The organism is Rhodoflexus sp. (assembly GCF_053489755.1).
The window spans coordinates 1-20,251 of record NZ_JBRCHD010000022.1; the positions used below are offsets into that span (position 1 = coordinate 1).

Consider the following 20,251-nt stretch of genomic DNA (forward strand, 5'->3'; position numbering starts at 1 on the left):
CGCTTGCAGTTTCGCAAATAAAACCGTTTTCCCCATGCCGAATTGCCTCAGGTATGCCGCCTATTGGAAAAGCGATAACAGGCGTACCGCAGGCAATAGACTCTAACATTGTATTAGGGAAATTATCCATCAGGCTGGGCAATATAAAGGCATCAGCAGCGCTGTAAATCATCGCCATCAGGAGTTCATCTTGCACATAGCCCATGTGATGCACATTTTGCAAGCCCTCCAGTGCATTCCCTTTGTCCAAACCGACTACCAGCAGTTGGTAATCGCAAGCGCTTTGAACAGCAAGTAAAGCCTCCTTCAACAGTCCAAAACCTTTTACAATACTATCTACAGTATCCGCCACAAACAGGAGTACTTTTTTATCCGAAGGAATGCCTAACAGCTCCCTTGCTGATTGATGCGGCTTGAAAATATTTAAATCCAAATTGTAGGGAATTCTTGTGTGCTCATATTTCGCGAATACCATACTTTGTTTGGACTGCTGCAATAACCAATCAGAAGGCGATACAATGTGTAAGTTTTTGACTGCCTCCAAGCTCTTTTGCTTGATTTGCAGATTGTAGTTGTGGGCTTTCTGCAAGCGATCTTTGGGTTCGGAAATCAACCGTCCCATTTGGGCTTCAGTAATAGATGTTCCGGCAGCGTAGTGCAATCCACCACTGAAAGGGTTCAGGTCGTGCAGTGTCCACACAACCGGTTTTGTATTTTTGGCAAAAAAAGAAGGATAGTCTAACCAGCCTGCTACCCAGTGTAGGTGTACGATGTCTGCTTCCTGATAGGCTGGATGCGAAGTAATATCTTCTAAGGTTTCTGCAAAACTAAATCCTACGCCTGTAGGCTCACCTTTGATAGTCAGGTGCTGTGCCTCGTAGAAACTATGCGGACTTTCCAAACCCAGCCGCACTTTAATTGTTTTTTTCAATACCTGACTCAATGTAATGGGCTCTACTTTTGGCTCGTAGATATACTTATTAGGTATGTTGCGATTGCAATTCTTTGTGGTTAAAAAAGCAGACTGAATACCCGCTTTCAGTAAACCCTTATGCAAGCGGATAGCGGCGGTTGCGGCTCCGCCCATATCCAAAGCGGAAACATGTAAAATCTTCATATTATGCCTCCCTCCAACTCCGCCGCATACTTTTGAACCAACTCTTTGGTAACAGCCTCATGCCTGCCAATGCGCAACAGACAAGGCAACTTAGCATGATGCAAAATAATCTGCTCGGAACTTTCCACTGGACATTGATTAAAAATGATGCCTTTGATAGTGAACTTTCCCACAGCCGCCCGGCGTTTCAACTCCGCCACGCTCAGCAGCGTATGATTAATGCTGCCTAAGTACAGATTGGCTACCAGAATAACTTCAGCGGCAAATCGGTCGGCTAAGTCTATCACAAAGTCGGTGTCGTTGAGCGGCACAAGTATCCCTCCCGCGCCTTCCACCACCAAACGATTGTGAGTGATGGGCAGGCGTATTTGATTCAAATCGATGGTTAATCCGTCAATAGCTGCCGAGGCATGCGGCGAAAGCGGTTCGCGCAGCAAATAAGCCTCCTCATGGAACTGCGAAACGGGATTGCTTACCAGAGACCGCACCGTATCGGTATCGCGCGGCGTGCCGGACTGGATCGGCTTCCAGTAGTCGGCTTGCAGGGCTTCGGTAACGATGGCGCTCACCAGCGTTTTTCCGCTGTCAGTACCAATGGCTGTAATAAATATCGGACGTTGCGGTTGGGTCATCGTTTAATAACATTAATTAGCGAAGCGCAGCGGCTTGATTTGCGCGTTCCAGTATTTGTTATAGAAAAAATATTTTCCCGGCAATACGAACTGCATCACCCCTGCGATAGACAGCGTTACGCCTGTGGTAATGGCAAGCGTATGCACAATACCCGGAATGCCATTATTGGCAGGCACCGGGCGATTCATACCGATGTTGGCTGCGCCGTAGGTCATGGCAGCAGCCCCGCCTGCTGTCATCAGCAGGGCAGAAAGTTTCCTATCCCACCAGTCGGCAAGGGCTGTGATATATATAACTTCCCGCAGGTGAAAAATCTGATTATCTATCTGCAACGTGCTGTCATTCAGAATATTCAATTCGCCTCTCATGCGCATTCTTTTGCCGTTGCCCTGTCTAATTTTGCAAACAACTTCTTCGCCATCACCCATGATGCGCACTTGCGATGGCTTGTCTTTTTTTACAAACTCAATGTAAAAACTTTGTGCAGTGGCTCGTTGCACAGCAAAAAAAGTCAATGTCAGGCAGCATAAAAGGAAAAAGAAGTGTCTCATGGTTACTTGATACCTGAAAAAAGACGTTCCCAGCGGACTTTACTTCCTTCGGGATACGGATTGACCGACATCCAGATGAACAGGGCTTTACCGAGTATGTGGTCTTCAGGTACAAATCCCCACACGCGCGAATCGGCAGAATTGTGGCGATTGTCGCCCATCATAAAGTAGTAGTTCTGCTTAAAGGTATAGGAAGTCAGTGGCTTACCATCCTGCAACAGTTGCCCGTTGGCTTCGGTGATGCCTTTGTTATGCTCGTAGTAAATAATTGCTTGCTTGTAAATCGCTACATTTTGCGCATTAAGTTGGATCGTTTCGCCTGCTTTTGGAATATTAACGGGCCCGAAGTTATCTATCGTCCAGTCAAAACCGGTGGCATAAGGGAAAGAGCGGCCTCTGGGGTCAGTTCCCTCGCGGCGAAAAACTTCTTTAGTTACGCTACTCACAAAGTCTGCTTTGCGCAGTTCTGCCGCCTTTGCATCATTGGTATGGATCAGATAGCTGCTGCCAAACTGCTCAATGTCGGTAATTCCCAGATCGGTAAACACACGGCTGCGCACCACTTGGTTTTGCTTGGTTTCTACGATATAGCTCTGCTGCAAACCTTCAGGATTTTCAACAGCCTTACCATCAATATAGATCTGCTGATCTTTGATCTCAATAGTTTCGCCGGGCAGGCCGACACAGCGCTTGATGTAGTGCGTCTTCATATCTACCGGATACTCAGGGGAAGGATCAACGGGACAGTTGAATACCACTGCATCGTTGCGCTTTACCTCCGAGATAGCAGGTAGGCGAAACTGGGGCAGTTGAATCCAATCTACAAAGGAGGGAATATCTGTACCCCATATCTTATTGGCAGCCAGCGGGATTTGCAGCGGTGTCATCGGTGTGCGTGCGCCATAGTGCAACTTGCTCACAAACAAATAGTCGCCAACCAGCAGCGTTTTTTCCATCGAAGGCGTAGGGATGGTGAAAGGTTCTACCAGCAGCCAGCGGAAAATAGTCGCCACCACCACAGCAAACACGATCGCATCCAGCCACTCGCGGGCAGCACTTTTCTTTGGTTTATTGTCTTGTTGAGAAACTTTTGTAGTATTTGAAAAAGTTTGCTGTGTCATTATTCTTGAGTGATGTGAGTTGTGATGCAATATTACGACATTTTATTGTGAAGCATGCTCGCTTCAGACCTTATAGCAATGCGGGTCAAATGTAGCAGTAAGATCAAAAGGCACTCGTCGCCCATAGTGTTTGATCAGTTGTTGAAACATCCTGCGCGGAATCATCTGCGCTCCGAGACTTTCCAGATGCTCTGTATATACCTGACAATCAATGACTACAAATTCTGCTTGCTTCAAATTGGCAACCAGTGTAATAAATGCTGCTTTAGAGGCATTACTCACATACGTAAACATAGACTCTCCAAAAAAGCAGCGATCGAGGATTAGCCCGTATAGCCCCCCGACAAGCGCTCCATTTTGCCAGGCCTCTACAGAGTGCGCCCAGCCCAATCTGTGCAACTCACAATAGGCTTGCTCTACCTCTTTCGTAATCCATGTGCCATCCTGTCCCCTGCGGGGAATATTTTTGCAATGCCCAATTACTTGGTCAAACGCCTGATTAACTGTAATACTGAATTGCTTCTTTTGCAGCAATTGCCGCATACTTTTAGAAATCAGTAAGTTTTCGGGAAAAAGCACAAAGCGCGGGTTAGGCGACCACCAAAGCGGCACACTGCCCTCGTCGAACCATGGGAAAATGCCCTGTTCGTAAGCTGCCAGAATGCGCTGCGCAGACACATCGCCGCCAAAAGCCAGCAAGCCACTTTCATCAGCCAGTTCTACCGGCGGAAAATGCAACGAATCAAGGAAGAGTTGATACATTTTGCAAAGTTAGAAAGTCGCTTCAAAAAATGACGGGATATGCTAACTTTGTCCACCTAATAATAAAGCATAACCGACTATGCCAAAACACAACCGAATTGCCAACGTTCTTAAGAGTGATGCCATCGGCTCACAAATACTCATCAAAGGCTGGGTAAGAACCAAGCGCGGCAATAAAAATGTGGCATTCATCGCCGTTAATGACGGCTCTACTATACATAGCATTCAGGTGGTTGCCGATGTAGCAAAATTTGATGAAGAGACACTCCGCCGCATCACAACAGGTGCTTGTGTAGCCGTTAATGGTACACTTGTAGCTTCACAAGGCAAAGAGCAAGCAGTAGAAATACAGGCACAACAAATCACAATCCTTGGAGATGCCGACCCGGATACTTTTCCGCTGCAAAAGAAAGCACACACCTTAGAGTTTCTCCGCGAAATTGCACACCTCCGTCCGCGTACTAATACTTTTGGCGCTATTTTCCGCATTCGCCATGCCTTATCGTTTGCCATCCATAAATATTTTAACGATCATGGTTTCTTCTACCTGCACACGCCTATCATAACAGCATCCGATGCAGAAGGTGCTGGTCAGATGTTCCGCGTAACGACGCTGGACATAGCAAACCCACCACGTACAAAAGACGGTGAGGTTGATTATTCGGTGGACTTTTTCGGGCGTTCCACCAATCTGACTGTATCCGGACAACTCGAAGGCGAACTGGGCGCAATGGCGCTGGGGCTGATTTACACTTTTGGTCCTACTTTCCGCGCAGAAAATTCCAATACTGCCCGCCACTTAGCAGAGTTCTGGATGATCGAACCCGAAATGGCATTCTACGACATCTACGACAACATGGATCTGGCAGAGGATTTTATCAAATACCTCATCGGCTATGTGCTGGAAAATTGCGCCGACGACATGAAGTTTCTCGATGAGCGCTTCGCAAAAGAAGAGCAAGCCAAAAAAGCCGATGAACGCAGCGAAATGGGGCTGATCGAGCGCCTCGAATTCGTGTTGAACAACAATTTCGAGCGCATCACCTACACCGAAGCTATTGATATTTTACTGGCTTCAAATCATCATAAAAAAGGTAAATTCCAGTTTCCTGTACAGTGGGGCATTGATTTACAAAGCGAACATGAGCGCTATTTGGTTGAAAAACACTTCAAAAAGCCTGTCATCATCACGGGATACCCTAAGGAAATCAAGGCTTTTTACATGAAGCAAAATCCCGATGGAAAAACCGTAGCAGCAATGGACGTACTCTTTCCGGGCATCGGCGAAATCATCGGCGGCAGCCAGCGCGAAGAAAACCTTGAAAAGCTCACCCGGCGAATACGGGAAATGCAAATCCACGAAGAGGCACTCTGGTGGTACTTGGAAACCCGTAAATTCGGAACTTGCGAACACTCAGGCTTTGGGCTTGGCTTCGAGCGTATGATGCTCTTTATCACCGGCATGAGCAACATCCGCGACGTAATCCCGTTCCCTCGTACACCTAAAAATGCAGATTTTTAATCTGCCTTATGCGTGAAAAAATCACTCAAAGGTTTTCGGTAACTTACAAATCTTCAACGTACTTTGCCGAAGACCTCTTTCTGTCCATAAGCTACTGTTGGCAGAAAAAAACAACTGCAACATATACCTGCCAAATGCCTGTTTGTAGCAAAATAATTGCGCACTGGTCTAAGCCAATCTATTTCGGATGATGCCAATGCACATGAAAGACAGTTTTGGACGACGAAAGCGTAAGATAGCTGATACGCACTCCATGCCGTGATACGTGGCATATGATTGATTTCGGTATAAGTAGGCAAACAACTCAAAGAGAGCGTGCTTTTTCAAGGCAACAAAGCCTTCATAAGAAGGCAGCCGGCGGCTAAAAATCTTTGAGAAAATCATCTACATCCGTGAAAATCTGTATTAATTTGTGTGCTGTAAGGGTTAGCATAAGCAAAAAAGATTTCTTTGAAAAATGCAAATCCAAAGTTAGCCGTTTTTCGCTAATCCTTACTTTTTTCCTCTCTTGATTCGTAAGTAACTGATTGTCAAGTGATTTGTAGATAACTCGCGCTAAGTTAGATAATCAGGTACTCGTCAAGTATTGTGAAACAGCCTTGAAAAAGTGGCAGTAATTTTTTCTTCTGATCGCTATGCCAACCATTCGCGAACTATTGCGCTATCCTTTTGATGTGTCCTACGTTGTGCTACCCGACATCGGCGAGGTAGCCTACACGGCAGCAGGCAGCGGCAACAATACGCTGGTATTCCTGCACGGACTGGGTAGCAACTTAAAGGCATGGCAATATAATCTGCCCGAACTGGCGAAAAACCATCGCTGCATCGCGATTGATTTGCCCGGTTTTGGTAAATCCGCGAAAGCAAAGTTTCCTTGTACGATGACATTCTTTGCCGAAACGATCAGCCGTTTGCTGGAAGCGCTGCAAGTGCGCGATTATATCATCGTCGGGCATTCTATGGGCGGACAAATTGCGATGCACATTGCCCGCCGCGAGCCGCAACGCTGCAAAGGAATGGTGCTGTTTGCACCTGCGGGCTTTGAAACCTTTACCAAAGAGGCTGCCGATGTGATTAAAAGTTGGTTCAGTCCTGCGGATGTACTGGCTGCTGCTTCGGAAACTGTTCGCGCCAACATGGAACGCAATTTTTACGCGCTGAGTCCTGAGGCGCAAGAACTGATTGACGAGCGTGTACAGATGAAGCAGTGTGTTGATTATGAAGATTTTACAGCCTGCATTGCTGCTTCTGCACACGGAATGCTCGCAGAGCCTGTTTTTGGGTGGCTGCCCGAATTGCAGCAGCCTGCGCTGGTGATTTACGGCGAAGAAGACCGCTACATCCCCAACAGCTACCTGAACCCCGGAACGACTGCGGATATAGCCCGCGCCGGTGCAGAAAGGCTGCCGAACAGCACCCTGCACCTGCTGCCTGCCTGTGGACATTTTCCTTCGGTAGAGGCGGCAGAAAAATGCAATGAATTGTTGGCAAACTGGCTGATGCGCTTTTAGTTCAAATTCATTACTCGATTTTTTACTGCAAATTTTTTCACCTTTTTGTAACCGTTTACCTTCGGCAAAATCAAAATTTTACCATGTCTGATACGCCTGTTCGTCTCGGTTTGCGGGAAAACCGCGCCCAATTTGCCATTTGGGTACTTGTCAATGCCTTTGTGGGGGTAGTATCCTTTTCTGGGCTTAAGAACGGCGTTGGTCTATCCCACTTTTCTGGCAGCTATTGCGCAGGCGACGCATCCACAGCAGCAGGCCGAGCGTATCGGCACATTCCGCCTCTGGCGCGATTTGGGCTATGCCTTTGGCGCAGTTATTTCAGGCATTACGGCAGATATTTTTGGCATACAAGCCGCCATTTTGCTCATTGGTGCGCTTACGGTAGGTTCTGCGCCGGTGATTCAGGTGCGGATGCAGGAGTAAGGGACTGCGTAGGTAAACGGCTGAGTACTTCGCGCAGCCGCTGTTGCATAAAAGCAAAATCTTCGTGCTTTTTGCCTACGTAAATAATGCCCAGACAGGCAGGTAATTGCTTTTTTTGAGCCAGTAAATCAGTTTTAAAACAGCGATAAATCTCACGACAGCGGCGTTTGACTAAGTTGCGGTCGTGGGCGCGGCGGAAGTTTTTGCGCGAAACTGACACCAGCACTTGCGGAAAATCTGCCTTGCTGTCCTCAGATGGCAGGTACGCAATTTTGAAGGGATACAAAAAAAGAAAGGAGCCTTTCGCAAAAAGCTCCTGTATCATTTTTTTGCTTTTAAGCCGTTCACGCTTTGGGAAACCATTGGTTTTCAAAACCTTATACGCTCAATTTGCAAGTTTCGGATTAACCTTTATGACGAGGTTCATCAGAAACAGTCAGTTTTTTACGACCTTTTGCACGGCGAGCTGCCAACACACGGCGACCGTTATGAGTTGACATGCGCTCGCGGAAGCCGTGCTTATTGCGCCTCTTACGGTTGGAAGGCTGGTAAGTTCTTTTCATGACTATTCGCTTTTAAAGCTGCAAATTTAGCACGGCTCTCGTTTTCAGCCAAACGTTATTGCAAAAAACCTGCAAAAACTACTTCATCAGGTAGAGTTTGCCGTAGCCTTGCTTGAACAAATCGTCGCCGGCGGTGGCGCGGTGGTTAAAGTCTTCGCCGCCGGCTTTGCGCACATCTACTTTGTAGAGGTACACACCACGCGCCAACTGATCGCCAAATTCATCCTTGCCGTCCCATGCGTATTGACTAATATTATTACCGATTTGCAGCGGGCCAAGGTCGTCTTTGAAAATGGTTTTTACCACTTTGCCCGAAACGGTCATGATCTGGATGCGGATGTCTTCCGGAATTTCGCCCGTGAGCGTAAATACAAACCTTACGCTGGTAGAAAACGGATTCGGGTAGGGATAGAAGTTAGTTACCGTTGTTTCATTGATGATGCGGAAGGTAACGCGGTAAGGCTGTCTTCCTGAAGGGTTGCCTGTAACATCTTGTGCCTGTACCGTTAGCAGATACGTTCCGTTGGGCAGTTTCTTGGAGCGATACTCGATAATAAATCTGCCTGCCGCATCTACGCGCCAGTTGAGATTCGGGTCATTGAAGTTGATGCGGCGCATTTCTGCATTGGGTATGTTCAGCCCCAGCCTAATTTCCCAGCCCGTTGTATCGCGCTTGATGAGTCTTCGGTTTTCGTCTTTCATCGTAATGACAATAAACGGTTCGGGCGAGACAATTTCCCCGTCCATGATCTGTCGCCCGTCTATGGCAACATCTAGCACGGGATTGATGTCGTCGGGTTTGGTGCGGAAACGGACTTGCAGGGTATTGTTTTCATAGACCTGTTCGGGCTGAATGCGCGGATTGACTGTAACAGTCATGCGATTTTCTCCCAAAAATTCCAGCGAATTAATCGGTATGCGGAAATTGGTCTGCTCGCTGCGGCGTGGCGCGGCAATGCGCAAACGGCGTGTTGTGTTTGTTCCTGTCTGTATATTTTCTATGCGATACTCAACAACGAGGCTATCGCCAAAATCGTTTCCCGAAATATTGAGGAAAGAGAAGCCAATTCTTGCCGTATCGCCTTCTATGATGTTGAGTGTAGTATTCTCGCGATAAGTCAGCGTATCGTATAGCAGAATGCCTTCGGGTACTTCTTTGTAGATCACCTGCCAGCGTTGCAGTTGGTAAGGTGTGCGATTCAGGCTGTCAGTAACCTGCAAGCGAAGCCTTAGATAAGGCGTTTGTGCGGGGTTGAGGTCGCGCAGGGAGAAGTTATCGGGGCGCACGTTGTTGAATACCACGCGCTCATTGCCCTGAAAATCAACGCCCAACACGTCTAATCGCCAGTTTTCGCGTTGCGGATTTTCAGCGTTGTTAATCAGGCGAAGCAGGCTGCCCCATTCTGCGGCAGGGCCAATGAGCGTAGAGGTAATAGTTCCGCTGTTGGGCGTGAAGCGCAAAGTATGGTTAATAGTTGCCTGTCCGGTCGTATTACCTGAAAATGCCTCGATTGCAGTACCCTGTGGGCTGCCTTTTCTGCCGATGATAATCATAGCTGAACCGCTCGGATAGCGGGTGCGGAAGGTTGCCACATTTACGCCGATGGTACCCATAGCATCTAAGTTGCCTTGCCCCCAGCCGCCGAAGCCTACCGATCGCGAATTCATGACGATTACATAGTCGCCGTCTTTAATTTGATTAAAGGTTCGCTGGAGAACGTTGCCGCGTACCAACTCGCATTGGTCAATGGCTGAAACCAGCAATGACGAGCCGCAGGCATCCATCCCGGCTTCGGGTCGGTAGAATTGCCCCGTTTGTCCGTCTATGGCGGTAATCAGCAGGCGGTCTATACTTGCGCCCGGCACGCAGAAGCGGCTCGGTTGGTTAAGTGCGCAAGTGTTGGTAATCAGTGGCTGACCATTAACGTTCAGGAAATAGTTTAGTGTATTGGCATTGGCATTACCAAAGGCAGTACCTGTGATGGTCAGCGTTCTGTCCTGAAAGTTCCATCGTCGGCGCTGCAAGTCCAGTTCCATAGCTCTGAGTTCATTTTTGCGGAACTGTGGATGGCGGCTTTGCGACCATCCGTCGGGGCTGTTGGGGATGTACACAAAAGAAGACTCAACCCACGAGGTATCTTCATCGGCTCGCGGATCGGCATAGCGCACGCGCCAGTAAAAAACGGTACTGTCTGGTACGCTGGGCAGCCTCGTTGTCCATTGTGCTGTAATAAATCCAAAAACTGTTGTATCGCGCCTGATGCTGCTGTTGAACAGATAGGAAGTATCCATCTGGAAGCGGTAGCGTCGCTCGGCAGAAAAAGGATCTGAGTTTTGCGCAATAAATGGCACAGGCTGTCGGCTGACGATGCTGAACTCTTTGGGGGCAAGCGGGATCATCGTACCGCGTAGGAAGAAGAACTCAAAGACAGCGGAGTTGTTGTCCTCGCGCAGCTCTGCGATGCGGTTTTCGGCATCTATCGTAATTTCGAAGCGATTCAATCCGAAGATGCGACGCTGCGACTCTCGCGGATTGACGATGGTGAAAAACAGCGAGTCCTGATAGCGCACAGGATTGAACGAGCGCACGGGCAAAATATCTACCGATCCGTCGGAATAGGTGCGGCGAATAGCAACCGTCAGTGGGGTATTGTCGGTAATGCCAAAGTTGGAAACCACCATGCCGATGCGGAACGAGTCTGCCTGCGCCGTAATTACGCGGTCATTGTTGAAGCCGTTGATAAATACGCGGTCGTTGCTAATGGCATAGTCGGGCCGCGGGGCTTTGAATAGGTATATTGCCGGATCGCCTGCCAGAACAAACTGCTGCACGTTGGCAATGCTGAAATCGGTTGGCGAGCGTTGCAAATAGTCTTGCAGGAAGTTTTGCATGGCTTTGCCAATGGGCAGGTTAATATTGCTGCGCTTGCCCAGTACATTTTCGTAGAAAATTTGCGTGTAGGCGCGCAGTGGGCCTGCAAAACCTAAATGTCCGTGCGCCAGCCAAAGGATAGCTCCACGTTGAGCGGTATGCAGCCAATCTTCAGCCAGCGAAATATTGTATTGGAACACGTCGCCCGAACCGCAACCGTTCACTACTACCATCGGGTAGCGGCGGCGGTTGTTGTAGCCCAAGCTGTTATTGGAAACCCGCCCGATGTCAATGTCTGTAAAATCCAGTGCGGCGTGTCCGTAGAAAGTAATCAGCCCTTGTCCGCGGTTAACTTGGTCGCGAATATTGATAAATTCGACAAAATCTGTGGTTTTCTTGGATACCGTTTCAACGTTTGCGCCCAGAAAATCGCCTCGTGCTACTTCGGCGAAGCCGTCCACATAGGCGCGGAAGAGTGCATTTTCCGAAGCGGTAAAGCCGCCGCTGAGGTGCAATACGTTCTTTTTCCATAAGTCGTCGAATTCAAACTCTTCGTACTCGATTACTTTGTTAAGATAATTGACCACGTGTGCTGGGTCAAAAGCGGGCAGTCTTCCTGTAGGAATAGCAGGTATATGCTTTGGAAATCCTGCCAGCCCTGCGGTAATTTCATTGTCGGAGCCGGGGCTGCCATAGGGCGGTATTTGTACCCATGCAGCTACCGAACCGGGATTTTCGAAGTGAAAAGCCGAAATCTGCAAACCTTTGCCCAACAAAAACAAGAATTGCGGATTGCCGTTTGCTAATGCATAATCGGCAAAACGGCGCAAAGCCAGCGGGTTTGGTTCGCCTTCGGTGAACTGATCGAATAGTTCATCCACATTGACCAGCAGCGGACGGTAGCCTCCGCCTTTGGCAGAAGCGCGGTAGTTGGCATAAGCCTGCGGAGGATCGGGGATGCCTCCAAAAGGACGGCGCAAAATCGGATGCGTAACAATCAGATAGTTAGACGTTTCTACGGGCAAGCGACGGAAATTCACCTGCGTAATGCCTGTTGGGCGCGTAATGCGCGAGTCTGCATATAGCTTGCGACCGCGTCCTGTATTAGGCACTACGATATTAACCGTATTGCCTACCACAAGTCCATTCATTAGCATTACCTCGCCTTCATCGGTAATATCTAATACGCGTGTGTTAGCGGGTACGCCTGTCAGTACGATACGCGAAGTACCGTTAGGGTTTGGATTGAGGTTGAACTTGCGGAAGGCGCTGCCCTGCATATTGAAGCCCTGCGGATAGGAGAGGATAAAGTGCCCCAGTGCAACCTCTTCGTCTGCTCTTACGACTCTATTGACCCGATAGCCGAGCAGGAGATTGCCCGAAGGCGCAGGAAAGCGGAAACCCGAGTCGAGCGTAGCTACCATATCTACGACAGAGTAGTTTTGGAAGCGCACATTGGCAACTCTGGTCTGAGTGGCTGCTGTTGTACCTATCAACATATCCACGTCGTGCGCGGTATTGGTGCGCCCTGCCAGCCTGATAATTGCTCTTGGCGGCACGATCAGATTGCCGCTCGGTTGCACAACATCTTGCAGCGCATAGGTGCGATTAACGACATTGGCAGAAGGTCGCGCTCCCAAAATCACTAAGCCTTTGCCTTCGTTGAAGTGGGAAAACAGTCCACCGCGATCGTTGTTGTTGATAATCGAATTGGGGAACAGCACACCATTGACAAAATTACCATTGCGCGAGTCAATGATTTCCTGCATGTGGTAGCGTTCTGCCTCGATGCTGTTGTTGCGTTCTGCCGATACGATCATGCGCTTGCCGCGCGTTGTGCCTGCGGTCAGGAAATAATAAGATACGTCCGCATAAAAGTTGTCGTACAGGTTAGTAACGTGGTTAGGCGTTTCGTACATGGGCAGGATCAAGTCCAGCCCCGCAGTACGGGCGTAGAACTCTATGTAATCTGTGGCATCAAATCTGCCATCATTTTCCCCGACAACATTAATAGCAATTTCGCGTCCGCGAAAAAAGATGCGGATGTTGCGCGGGTCGGTTGTAGCAACAGGGAAACCTGCTGCTTGCAAATCGGCAGGTAGGATGCGATAGATCCCCTCTGCGCGAATCGGAATTTTGTAATAGGTTTGCTGAAAGTCAATCCATTCGTTGCCGAAGCGCTGGGCATGGACTGTCCATGTTGCAAACATCAAAAGGCAGTAGGTAACAAGCCGCTTCATTGCTTCTTCTTAGTTTTTTGTTTATCTGTTCTTGCTCGTTCAAAATCGCCTCTGAGGCTGAATACGTGTGAATAAAGCACTGCATCGGAGCGCAGTGCGTTTGCCAGTGCATAGTCTATGTGAAAATTCAGGATGCGAAAACCCAAGCCGAAACTGGGCTGTGCCTGCGTGTAGAAACTTTGATCGAAATTCTGGAGACGTTGAAAGTTGCCTACGCCGCCGCGCAGGAAAAATGTTTGTTTGTAGTTCCATTCCATGCCTGCCTGCAAGTCGGCGGAAACCAAACCTGTCCGCAGTAGGGTGTTGCGCTTGCCGTCGGTAGTGATTGTAAAGCCTGCTGTCAGGATTGCGCCCATGCTTTCGCCCAGCGGAATTTCGCGGGCAGCATCGGCTATGATGCGGGGCAGCGTCAGCTCGATCGCATTGGTGGGAATTTGGTTGCCGGTTTGCGAAAACACATCGAAAACGCTTTCCGAGTTGTAATTCCATACATTGAAAGTACTGGTAATATCGCGCCCTGTTATGCCAAACCACCATCTGCCGCGCTGCAACTGTGCGCCTACGTCTAATCCAAAGCCCCAAGCATTGGCAAAAGCGCCTGCCGTGCGGTGGATAATCTTCAGGTTAGCGCCGCCCTTGAGTCCTTTGAGCAGGGAGCTTTCACGCGCATAGGAAAGCAGAAAAGCATAGGAAGCATCGGCAAACGAACCTACGTTGTTATAGTTCACCGAACCGTCGGGCCCGATAAGCAGCCTTGTGTCGGGGATGTTGTCAATCCCCATGCGAATCAGGGAAAAGGCGATAGCGCCGCTTTCGTCTAATTTGGCGGCAATACCTGCGTAGTCGTAGTTGGCAACGCCCCCGAAATACTCGGAGTGCATCAGCGATGCCTGAAAGGGTTTTTTGATATGGAGCAGTCCGGCGGGATTCCAGAAGGCAGCCGTAACGTCGTTGGCGACGGCAGCCTGTGCGCCACCCATTGCCAGTGCACGCGCACCTACACCGATCCCGAGGAAATCATTGCTGTATTTTGGTGCAGAAATGCCCTGTGCCCAAACCTGAAGAGAGGTGATGCTTGCCAGCAGCGAAAATAGAATAACTTTACAGATCTTCATACCTTACGGGAGAGTCTGTTCAAAAATACAATTTTTCCCTCAAGGGATGCAATTCAGACGGCGGATTCATGAAAAAACTACAGGAAACTATCATTACCAAACAAACGCTGAGTGTTGCGTTAATGTTCGTTTTTGGGGCTGCATTGTTGCCGTTCTTTGTACTGTCCTTGTTCAATCATCCATCGCCCTGGGACGATTATTCCGTCGCCAATCTGGTCAAAGAGCGCGGCTATGTGGGTTTTTACCTGCATTTTTTGCAACATTGGAACGGGCGCTATGTATCTACACTGCTGCAAGGACTAAACCCGCTGGCTTTTGATAATTTTCATATGTTCCGCGTAGTTCCGATGCTGTTTATGGGCGGTTTTATTGGCGCGTTATATTTTTTTGTCAAACGCCTGACGGCAGATGTGCTGTCGCAGCGTTGGCAGTGGGTTGTTACGCTTGGCTATTGCGCTGTTTTTTTTGCTTACGTGCGCTCAGCCGTCGAGTTGTGGTATTGGCATTCTTCATCTGTTGTTTATGGAACCGCATTTATTGCCGTTTGGCTATTGCTGGGGCTGTCTATGCCGCTGTTGGCAGGGAATAGCCTGACTCCAAAAGAGCAGTTGGCAGCCTGCGGCATTGGTGTGCTTCTGCCCGGTATCAGCGAATCCGTAGCGATTAGCGCTCTTGCCTTTGCAGGGGCGGCGATGTTGCTGCGCCTGTGGCAGCCTGCCGATCCTGAGCGCAAAATGGCAGTTACCCAATGGCTAGCTGTTGCTGCGAGTATCGGTCTGGGGCTGCTGCTGTTCGCCTCTTTGGGTGGCACACAGGCGCGAATGGGGATTTATCAGCAAGCCTTTCAGTGGGAGTCTTTAAGAAAAGCGCTACAGATTCAGCTGCCCATAATAGCATCTTGGCTAAATAATACGACATTGTGGATACTGTCATTGTTGGTGATACCGGGTATTGCCGGATATATGCAACAAATACCATCCAAACATTTTCTTCGTATGCATCCTGTGTTGATGACAGCCTTGTTGCCGTTGATGATGTTGGCTTCAGTGATTCCGTATTACATGGTAACGGGGCTGACTTATATCTACGTTCGCATCGAGAATATCGCTTTTTTCTGGTTTCTGTTGCTATGGTTTGCCAATATCGCTTGTTGGGTAGGCTATCTGCAAAATCGTTGGCATGTTCACTGGGGGCAAATTCCTGTCTATGCACTGGTAGTACTACTCGCGATGGGCTGTCTGAAGTTGTATTCTCCTAATACCAAAGTCGGCGTCGCGTGGATGACGCTGCTCAACGGCGATGCTGTGCGATACGAAAAAGACCACCAAGAGCGCTACCGACGCATCGCTCAATACAAAAAAGAGCATCGGCAGGATACTTTAACGCTTCCGCCGATTGATACTCACATGGAATTGCTTATGTTTGAAGAATTAACCACCGATGCAGGGCATACCGTTTCCAATCAAGGCTTTGCAAAATATTTTGGCATCAGCGCCGTAAAAGTACAATGACAGAACTGACGTTTTTAGGAACAGGCACTTCGCAGGGCGTTCCCGTTATTGCTTGCGCTTGTGAGATATGCCGCTCGCTCGACTTCCGCGACAAGCGCCTACGCACATCGGCGCATGTGAAATACAACGGCTATAGTTTGGTGATAGATACCGGCCCCGATTTCCGCCAACAAATGCTGCGCGAAAACATTACGCACGTGGACGCTATTCTGTTTACCCATGCGCACAAAGACCACACGGCGGGCATGGACGACATCCGCTCGTTCAACTTCAAAGACCGCCGCGATATGCCTGTGTATGCCACAGACAAGGTTATTGAACAGTTGAAACAGGAATTTGCTTATGTTTTTTCGCCGATTAAATACCCGGGAACGCCCAATGTTGCCCTGCACGAAATCACCAAATCGCCTTTCACATTAGGCGACGGGCAGACGACTATCGTACCCGTTGAGGTGATGCACTACAAACTGCCTGTGTTGGGTTTCCGCTTCGGCGACCTGACCTATATCACCGATGCGAACTACATCGCCCCCGAGGAAATGGCGAAAATAGCAGGCTCGGAAATATTGGTTATCAATGCTTTGCGCAAGGAAAAGCACATTTCCCACTTCAACTTGGAGGAGGCGCTGGCAATCGTAGCCCAAGTAAAGCCGCGCATGGCATACCTGACCCACATCAGCCACCACCTCGGGCTGCACGCCGAAGTAAGCAAAGAACTTCCGCCCAATGTACGGCTGGCCTACGACGGGTTAAAGGTAAAGGCGTGATTTGTTCAGGAGTATTTTTTAGATTTCAACGATTTATTAACTAAATTAATAATAAAACTGACTGTCAAACTAAAAAACAGTATAGGAACAAGATTTAGTACATTGATACCAACCAATGGAGCTAATTCATAGCGATTGGTGATGTTTGTACGGATTTTTTGTTCATCAGGCAGGGGCGGAGGCTCTCCAACGATGTGTTGTCGAATTCTCATATTTTTTTCTACTGCTTTTCTGCTTTGATCGGCTGCTATTTGGTTTTTGTAATCTGTATCAATTATATGATGTAGCAGCAATAGATTACACATAATAATAAGAAATGCGACTAAATAGGCTGAAAAACCGATAATAAAAATACGCAAAAAGCGAGTACGAACTAAGGGGGGGATTTGAGCCATCAGTAAAGCTCCTACCAGTACGTAGGGAATCAAGAGTAATCCAAAGTATAGCGGAAAATCATAGGCATCGTACATACCAAAACCATAAATCAGCAGGTCTGCAACCACTATACAACTGCCTGCTATGAAACCAATTCGGATTCCCTCACTTATCAAAAAGCGTTTTCTAAGACTGAGTATCATGTGCAGGAAAATAACGTAAGCCTAACCAACCCAAAGGCAATAACAAAACTGCCAGTATGGCATTTTGGTAAAATATATCAAGCAGGTCGTTCAGTTCATAAACATAGTTTTTATCCGTGCCGCCCAATGTATTCAAAGCTATATCCACTGCTTTGAGCGTATTGGATAAAAAGAACCAGTCAAAAGATCCTAAGCCATTCAATATCAGCAGAGCAAGTGCGATAATTGCATTACCCGCCAAACTGCCGTAATACAAGCTGATTTGATAGAACAGCAAATATAGCGGCAGAGGTAAAACAAGGATACACAAAAAGGCACGCCAAAAAAATACAGCTCTTTCCGAAGACAGCAGCCACGGATCATAGCGGGTATCCCATTGAAACAACAGATGCTCTACCCACCAGTAATTCATGCTGCAAAGCAATAGCCATACAAGTGCCAGGCAGCCATACAGCACCCAAAAACGCCCCATCAGTGCTCCCTCAGCAGCATAGGGAAGCAGATAATAGCGAATCAGACTGCGATTGCGGTGTTCATCCTGCTGCCAAACAATAACAATAGTGAGCGAAAAGAACAAGAAAATGTAAAACCATGCCAACCAGAGAAACATATCTAAAAAAGCAAACGATTCTGTATTAGGACTAAAATTAAACGTGAATCGGTTTAGGTAACTAAAAAGCCATGTGGCAAAGAAAGTAAGCACGATTTGCGCAATCAACAGGGATAAAATCAACCTGTTTTTGAAGAGTTTAATCAGTTCTGCGCGTATAAAGTTGGTCATGAGGTTCGGACTTTGTAAACAGTAATGAAGAAAAATAGCCCTGCGAGCGCGAGATCTGTTGTCAGAGATAAGTTACTAACTTGAATAAGGTTCAGATCAGCTTGCAGCAGTCGCCCCAACGGATAAACAGCCAACCAGCTACCTGAAAAGTAAAAAGCGGCAATAATCAGCAGGCCTGTCATTATATTTGTTCTGAAAAGAGATAAAATGGAAAAAAACAGCAATGTGATAATTGAACTGTAATAAAGCTGTTTAGCACCAAATTGAAACATCAGCCGATAGCTTTCCTGCATGGGATAATCAGCAGGAAATTCACGATTGATGAGCCACCCATACACCAGCCCAATGGCTGTCAACCACACCAGACTCATGCAAGTTACAACGCAAAATTTGGCAAGTACCAGCAGGCAGGCGTTGCGCAGGGGGCGAAAAAATACCTGCACCGGAAGTACTTTATATTCAATTTCCCAAATCAAAAGGGCAAATATTGCCGAAACCAGATAACTGATGGTTCCTAATTTAGGCGACAGATTTTTCAGATAGTAAGTAACAAATACCGCATATTGCTTAAATGAAGCGTACTGGGCAGCATACCTTGCAAATTTTTCATGAATTTTTAGATGAAAGTCAATTAATATAACGCAAGCACAAATTGCTAACGATAGAAAAACAATAAAAAAGTTTTTTATTCTAAAAAATTTAATAAATTCTATATAAACAGAATTTTTTAGATAACCTGCTATCATTTATCCTACATGATTAAAAGTGAATAGATCTTCTATGGAAGCATCGCGTATCGCTATGTCTGTAAGCAGGCTGCTGAGTTTTCCGTCATCGGTAAGTGTTGGTGGTAACAGAATTTCTGTCAGATGATCGTCGGATTTTGTTTTTAACTGATGTGAGGCAAGAAAAGCTACAAGTTCATCTTTTGTGTTATCTGCAATCATGCCTTTAATCACCTTGTACTGACTATAAGCACTGCGGGGTTCATTAAAAACGACAACACCCTTCTTAAGCAGCACTAATTGGTTAGCGATTTTATTGATTTCTTCCAGCAAATGTGTGGCGATCAGAAAGGTAACTTTCTCTTCGCGACTCAACCTTGCAATATGCTCCCGCAGTTCAATTACCGCCTCAGGGTCAAGCGCATTGGTGGGTTCATCTAATATGAGCAATTGCGGACGGCAAATCAGCGCGGCGGCAATAGATAGTTTCTTTTTCATACCTGCGGAAAAATACTTTACTTTAGTATGTGCATCTTGTCCTAATCCTGCTTTTGCCAATTGTTCACCGACAGCGGCAGCCGGTTGATCATGATAAAGGCGGATAATGTTTAAATTATCATAGGCACTCAGGTGGTCGTATAGCGCCGGATTGTCCGGTACGTAGCCGATGGAACGCCCGCTGTCTGTATGAAAAACAATCTGACCTGTATAGTTTTTTTCTATACCCAAGAGGCATTTGAGCAGTGTTGTTTTACCTGCACCATTTCGTCCGGCTAATAGCACAACATCCCCTTGTGTAATAGATAAGTCAATATTTTTTAGAATGACAGTTTTCCCTTTGCTAAGGGATAATTTTTCAATAGCTATCATTTTAGCTCTAATTGTAAATTATTTTCAAAATAAACGCATATAAAGTATAGAGAATACCATGTGAAGGGTGTTCTCTACAACATCAAAATAACAGATTAACAGAAATTAGTCTCCAATCCGGTATTGCACATCCAAATTTGAATGCAAAAGGAGTATGAGATATTTTGAAAATTAATCTGAAACGTGTGTGAACCTCTGAATTCACAACGTACAACGACTTCAGGTAATAAGTAGCCGTCTTTTGGGTTTTGTCTTGCATAAGACTGGTTCGACAATGTTGCCATTATTAGCGAGGCTGCTAACAAAAAGGCGGAGATTGTTTTTTTCATATGATTGATAAATTTTATTGGATTCAAAAAAAATGACTTACATATGCAAAAATGATAATCAACTCATCTCAAAACTGTCTAAGTAGTATAATCATGGCAGCCAGTTTGACAAATCCTGTAAAATTGTCTAAATGATATTCGTATCTGGTTACGCATCGTCTACGCGGACGACCAGTTCCCGCATAAGGTTGCTAAAAGACAACCGATACGCCCTCCCACTGCATATCTGTTAGATCCATAGATAATCATATCAAGTTCTC

General features: G+C 47.2%; 18 protein-coding genes. 5 read left to right on the forward strand and 13 right to left on the reverse strand.

All coding sequences use genetic code 11. The features are described 5' to 3' along the window. The 5 genes from ACWIP2_RS05395 to aat all read right to left on the reverse strand — a co-directional run. Positions 1 to 1,117, reverse strand: a 1,117-nt coding sequence (locus ACWIP2_RS05395) for a glycosyltransferase (protein WP_448518886.1), incomplete at its 3' end; no start/stop codon positions are given. Continuing rightward, positions 1,114 to 1,749, reverse strand: coding sequence for a dethiobiotin synthase (gene bioD, locus ACWIP2_RS05400; protein ID WP_448518887.1), 636 nt, complete (start codon positions 1,747 to 1,749; stop codon positions 1,114 to 1,116). The genes bioD and ACWIP2_RS05395, both read right to left, overlap by 4 nt. Before the next feature lie 12 nt (positions 1,750 to 1,761). After that, the gene (locus ACWIP2_RS05405; RefSeq protein ID WP_448518888.1) at positions 1,762 to 2,301 is read right to left on the reverse strand and encodes a hypothetical protein; all 540 of its coding nucleotides are present in this window, start codon (positions 2,299 to 2,301) and stop codon (positions 1,762 to 1,764) included. Positions 2,302 to 2,303: 2 nt separating this feature from the next. Beyond that, positions 2,304 to 3,422: a signal peptidase I gene (lepB, locus tag ACWIP2_RS05410; protein WP_448518889.1), complete on the reverse strand. Its 1,119-nt coding sequence runs from the start codon at positions 3,420 to 3,422 to the stop codon at positions 2,304 to 2,306. A gap of 63 nt (positions 3,423 to 3,485) precedes the next feature. Next, positions 3,486 to 4,184 (reverse strand): leucyl/phenylalanyl-tRNA--protein transferase, encoded by a 699-nt coding sequence (gene aat / locus ACWIP2_RS05415; RefSeq protein WP_448518890.1) that lies wholly within the window; start codon positions 4,182 to 4,184, stop codon positions 3,486 to 3,488. A 79-nt stretch (positions 4,185 to 4,263) separates the two neighbouring features. On the opposite strand from aat, the gene asnS reads away from it, so the two are divergent. The 3 genes from asnS (at position 4,264) to ACWIP2_RS05430 (ending at position 7,640) form a co-directional block, all read left to right on the forward strand. Continuing rightward, positions 4,264 to 5,706 (forward strand): asparagine--tRNA ligase, encoded by a 1,443-nt coding sequence (gene asnS / locus ACWIP2_RS05420; RefSeq protein ID WP_448518891.1) that lies wholly within the window; start codon positions 4,264 to 4,266, stop codon positions 5,704 to 5,706. A gap of 635 nt (positions 5,707 to 6,341) precedes the next feature. Then, a complete protein-coding gene (locus tag ACWIP2_RS05425; RefSeq protein ID WP_448518892.1) occupies positions 6,342 to 7,217 on the forward strand; it encodes an alpha/beta fold hydrolase in 876 nt (291 codons plus the stop codon). Positions 7,218 to 7,415: 198 nt separating this feature from the next. Then, complete coding sequence (locus ACWIP2_RS05430) at positions 7,416 to 7,640, forward strand: hypothetical protein (protein WP_448518893.1); 225 nt, start codon at positions 7,416 to 7,418, stop codon at positions 7,638 to 7,640. Here the strand turns inward: ACWIP2_RS05430 and rnpA are convergent. The 4 genes from rnpA to ACWIP2_RS05450 form a co-directional block, all read right to left on the reverse strand. Then, the gene (gene rnpA, locus ACWIP2_RS05435) at positions 7,594 to 8,013 is read right to left on the reverse strand and encodes a ribonuclease P protein component (RefSeq protein WP_448518894.1); all 420 of its coding nucleotides are present in this window, start codon (positions 8,011 to 8,013) and stop codon (positions 7,594 to 7,596) included. The genes ACWIP2_RS05430 and rnpA overlap by 47 nt on opposite strands. 31 nt (positions 8,014 to 8,044) lie before the next feature. Next, complete coding sequence (gene rpmH / locus ACWIP2_RS05440; protein WP_250632187.1) at positions 8,045 to 8,203, reverse strand: 50S ribosomal protein L34; 159 nt, start codon at positions 8,201 to 8,203, stop codon at positions 8,045 to 8,047. 78 nt (positions 8,204 to 8,281) lie between these two features. Then, entirely contained in the window at positions 8,282 to 13,315 is a 5,034-nt protein-coding gene (gene porU2, locus ACWIP2_RS05445; protein ID WP_448518895.1) for a putative type IX secretion system sortase PorU2, read from the reverse strand. Further along, positions 13,312 to 14,430: a putative type IX sorting system protein PorV2 gene (locus tag ACWIP2_RS05450; RefSeq protein WP_448518896.1), complete on the reverse strand. Its 1,119-nt coding sequence runs from the start codon at positions 14,428 to 14,430 to the stop codon at positions 13,312 to 13,314. The genes porU2 and ACWIP2_RS05450 overlap by 4 nt, the downstream gene beginning before the upstream one ends. A 68-nt stretch (positions 14,431 to 14,498) precedes the next feature. On the opposite strand from ACWIP2_RS05450, the gene ACWIP2_RS05455 reads away from it, so the two are divergent. Together ACWIP2_RS05455 and ACWIP2_RS05460 are read left to right on the forward strand one after the other, a co-directional pair. Beyond that, the gene (locus ACWIP2_RS05455) at positions 14,499 to 15,941 is read left to right on the forward strand and encodes a hypothetical protein (RefSeq protein ID WP_448518897.1); all 1,443 of its coding nucleotides are present in this window, start codon (positions 14,499 to 14,501) and stop codon (positions 15,939 to 15,941) included. After that, positions 15,938 to 16,708, forward strand: a complete 771-nt coding sequence (locus tag ACWIP2_RS05460; protein WP_448518898.1) for an MBL fold metallo-hydrolase — start codon at positions 15,938 to 15,940, stop codon at positions 16,706 to 16,708. The genes ACWIP2_RS05455 and ACWIP2_RS05460 overlap by 4 nt, the downstream gene beginning before the upstream one ends. Before the next feature lie 5 nt (positions 16,709 to 16,713). Here ACWIP2_RS05460 and ACWIP2_RS05465 read toward each other — a convergent pair whose 3' ends face one another. From ACWIP2_RS05465 to ACWIP2_RS05480, 4 genes are read right to left on the reverse strand one after another with little or no spacing between them, the layout of a single operon-like run. Continuing rightward, on the reverse strand, positions 16,714 to 17,286 hold the full coding sequence (locus ACWIP2_RS05465) for a hypothetical protein (RefSeq protein ID WP_448518899.1): 573 nt from the start codon (positions 17,284 to 17,286) through the stop codon (positions 16,714 to 16,716). Next, on the reverse strand, positions 17,270 to 18,067 hold the full coding sequence (locus ACWIP2_RS05470) for a hypothetical protein (protein ID WP_448518900.1): 798 nt from the start codon (positions 18,065 to 18,067) through the stop codon (positions 17,270 to 17,272). The genes ACWIP2_RS05465 and ACWIP2_RS05470 overlap by 17 nt, the downstream gene beginning before the upstream one ends. Beyond that, entirely contained in the window at positions 18,064 to 18,813 is a 750-nt protein-coding gene (locus ACWIP2_RS05475) for a hypothetical protein (protein WP_448518901.1), read from the reverse strand. Before ACWIP2_RS05475 ends, ACWIP2_RS05470 begins: the two co-directional genes overlap by 4 nt. Then, a complete protein-coding gene (locus tag ACWIP2_RS05480; RefSeq protein ID WP_448518902.1) occupies positions 18,814 to 19,662 on the reverse strand; it encodes an ABC transporter ATP-binding protein in 849 nt (282 codons plus the stop codon). It lies immediately after the preceding gene. Positions 19,663 to 20,251 lie beyond the last annotated feature (589 nt).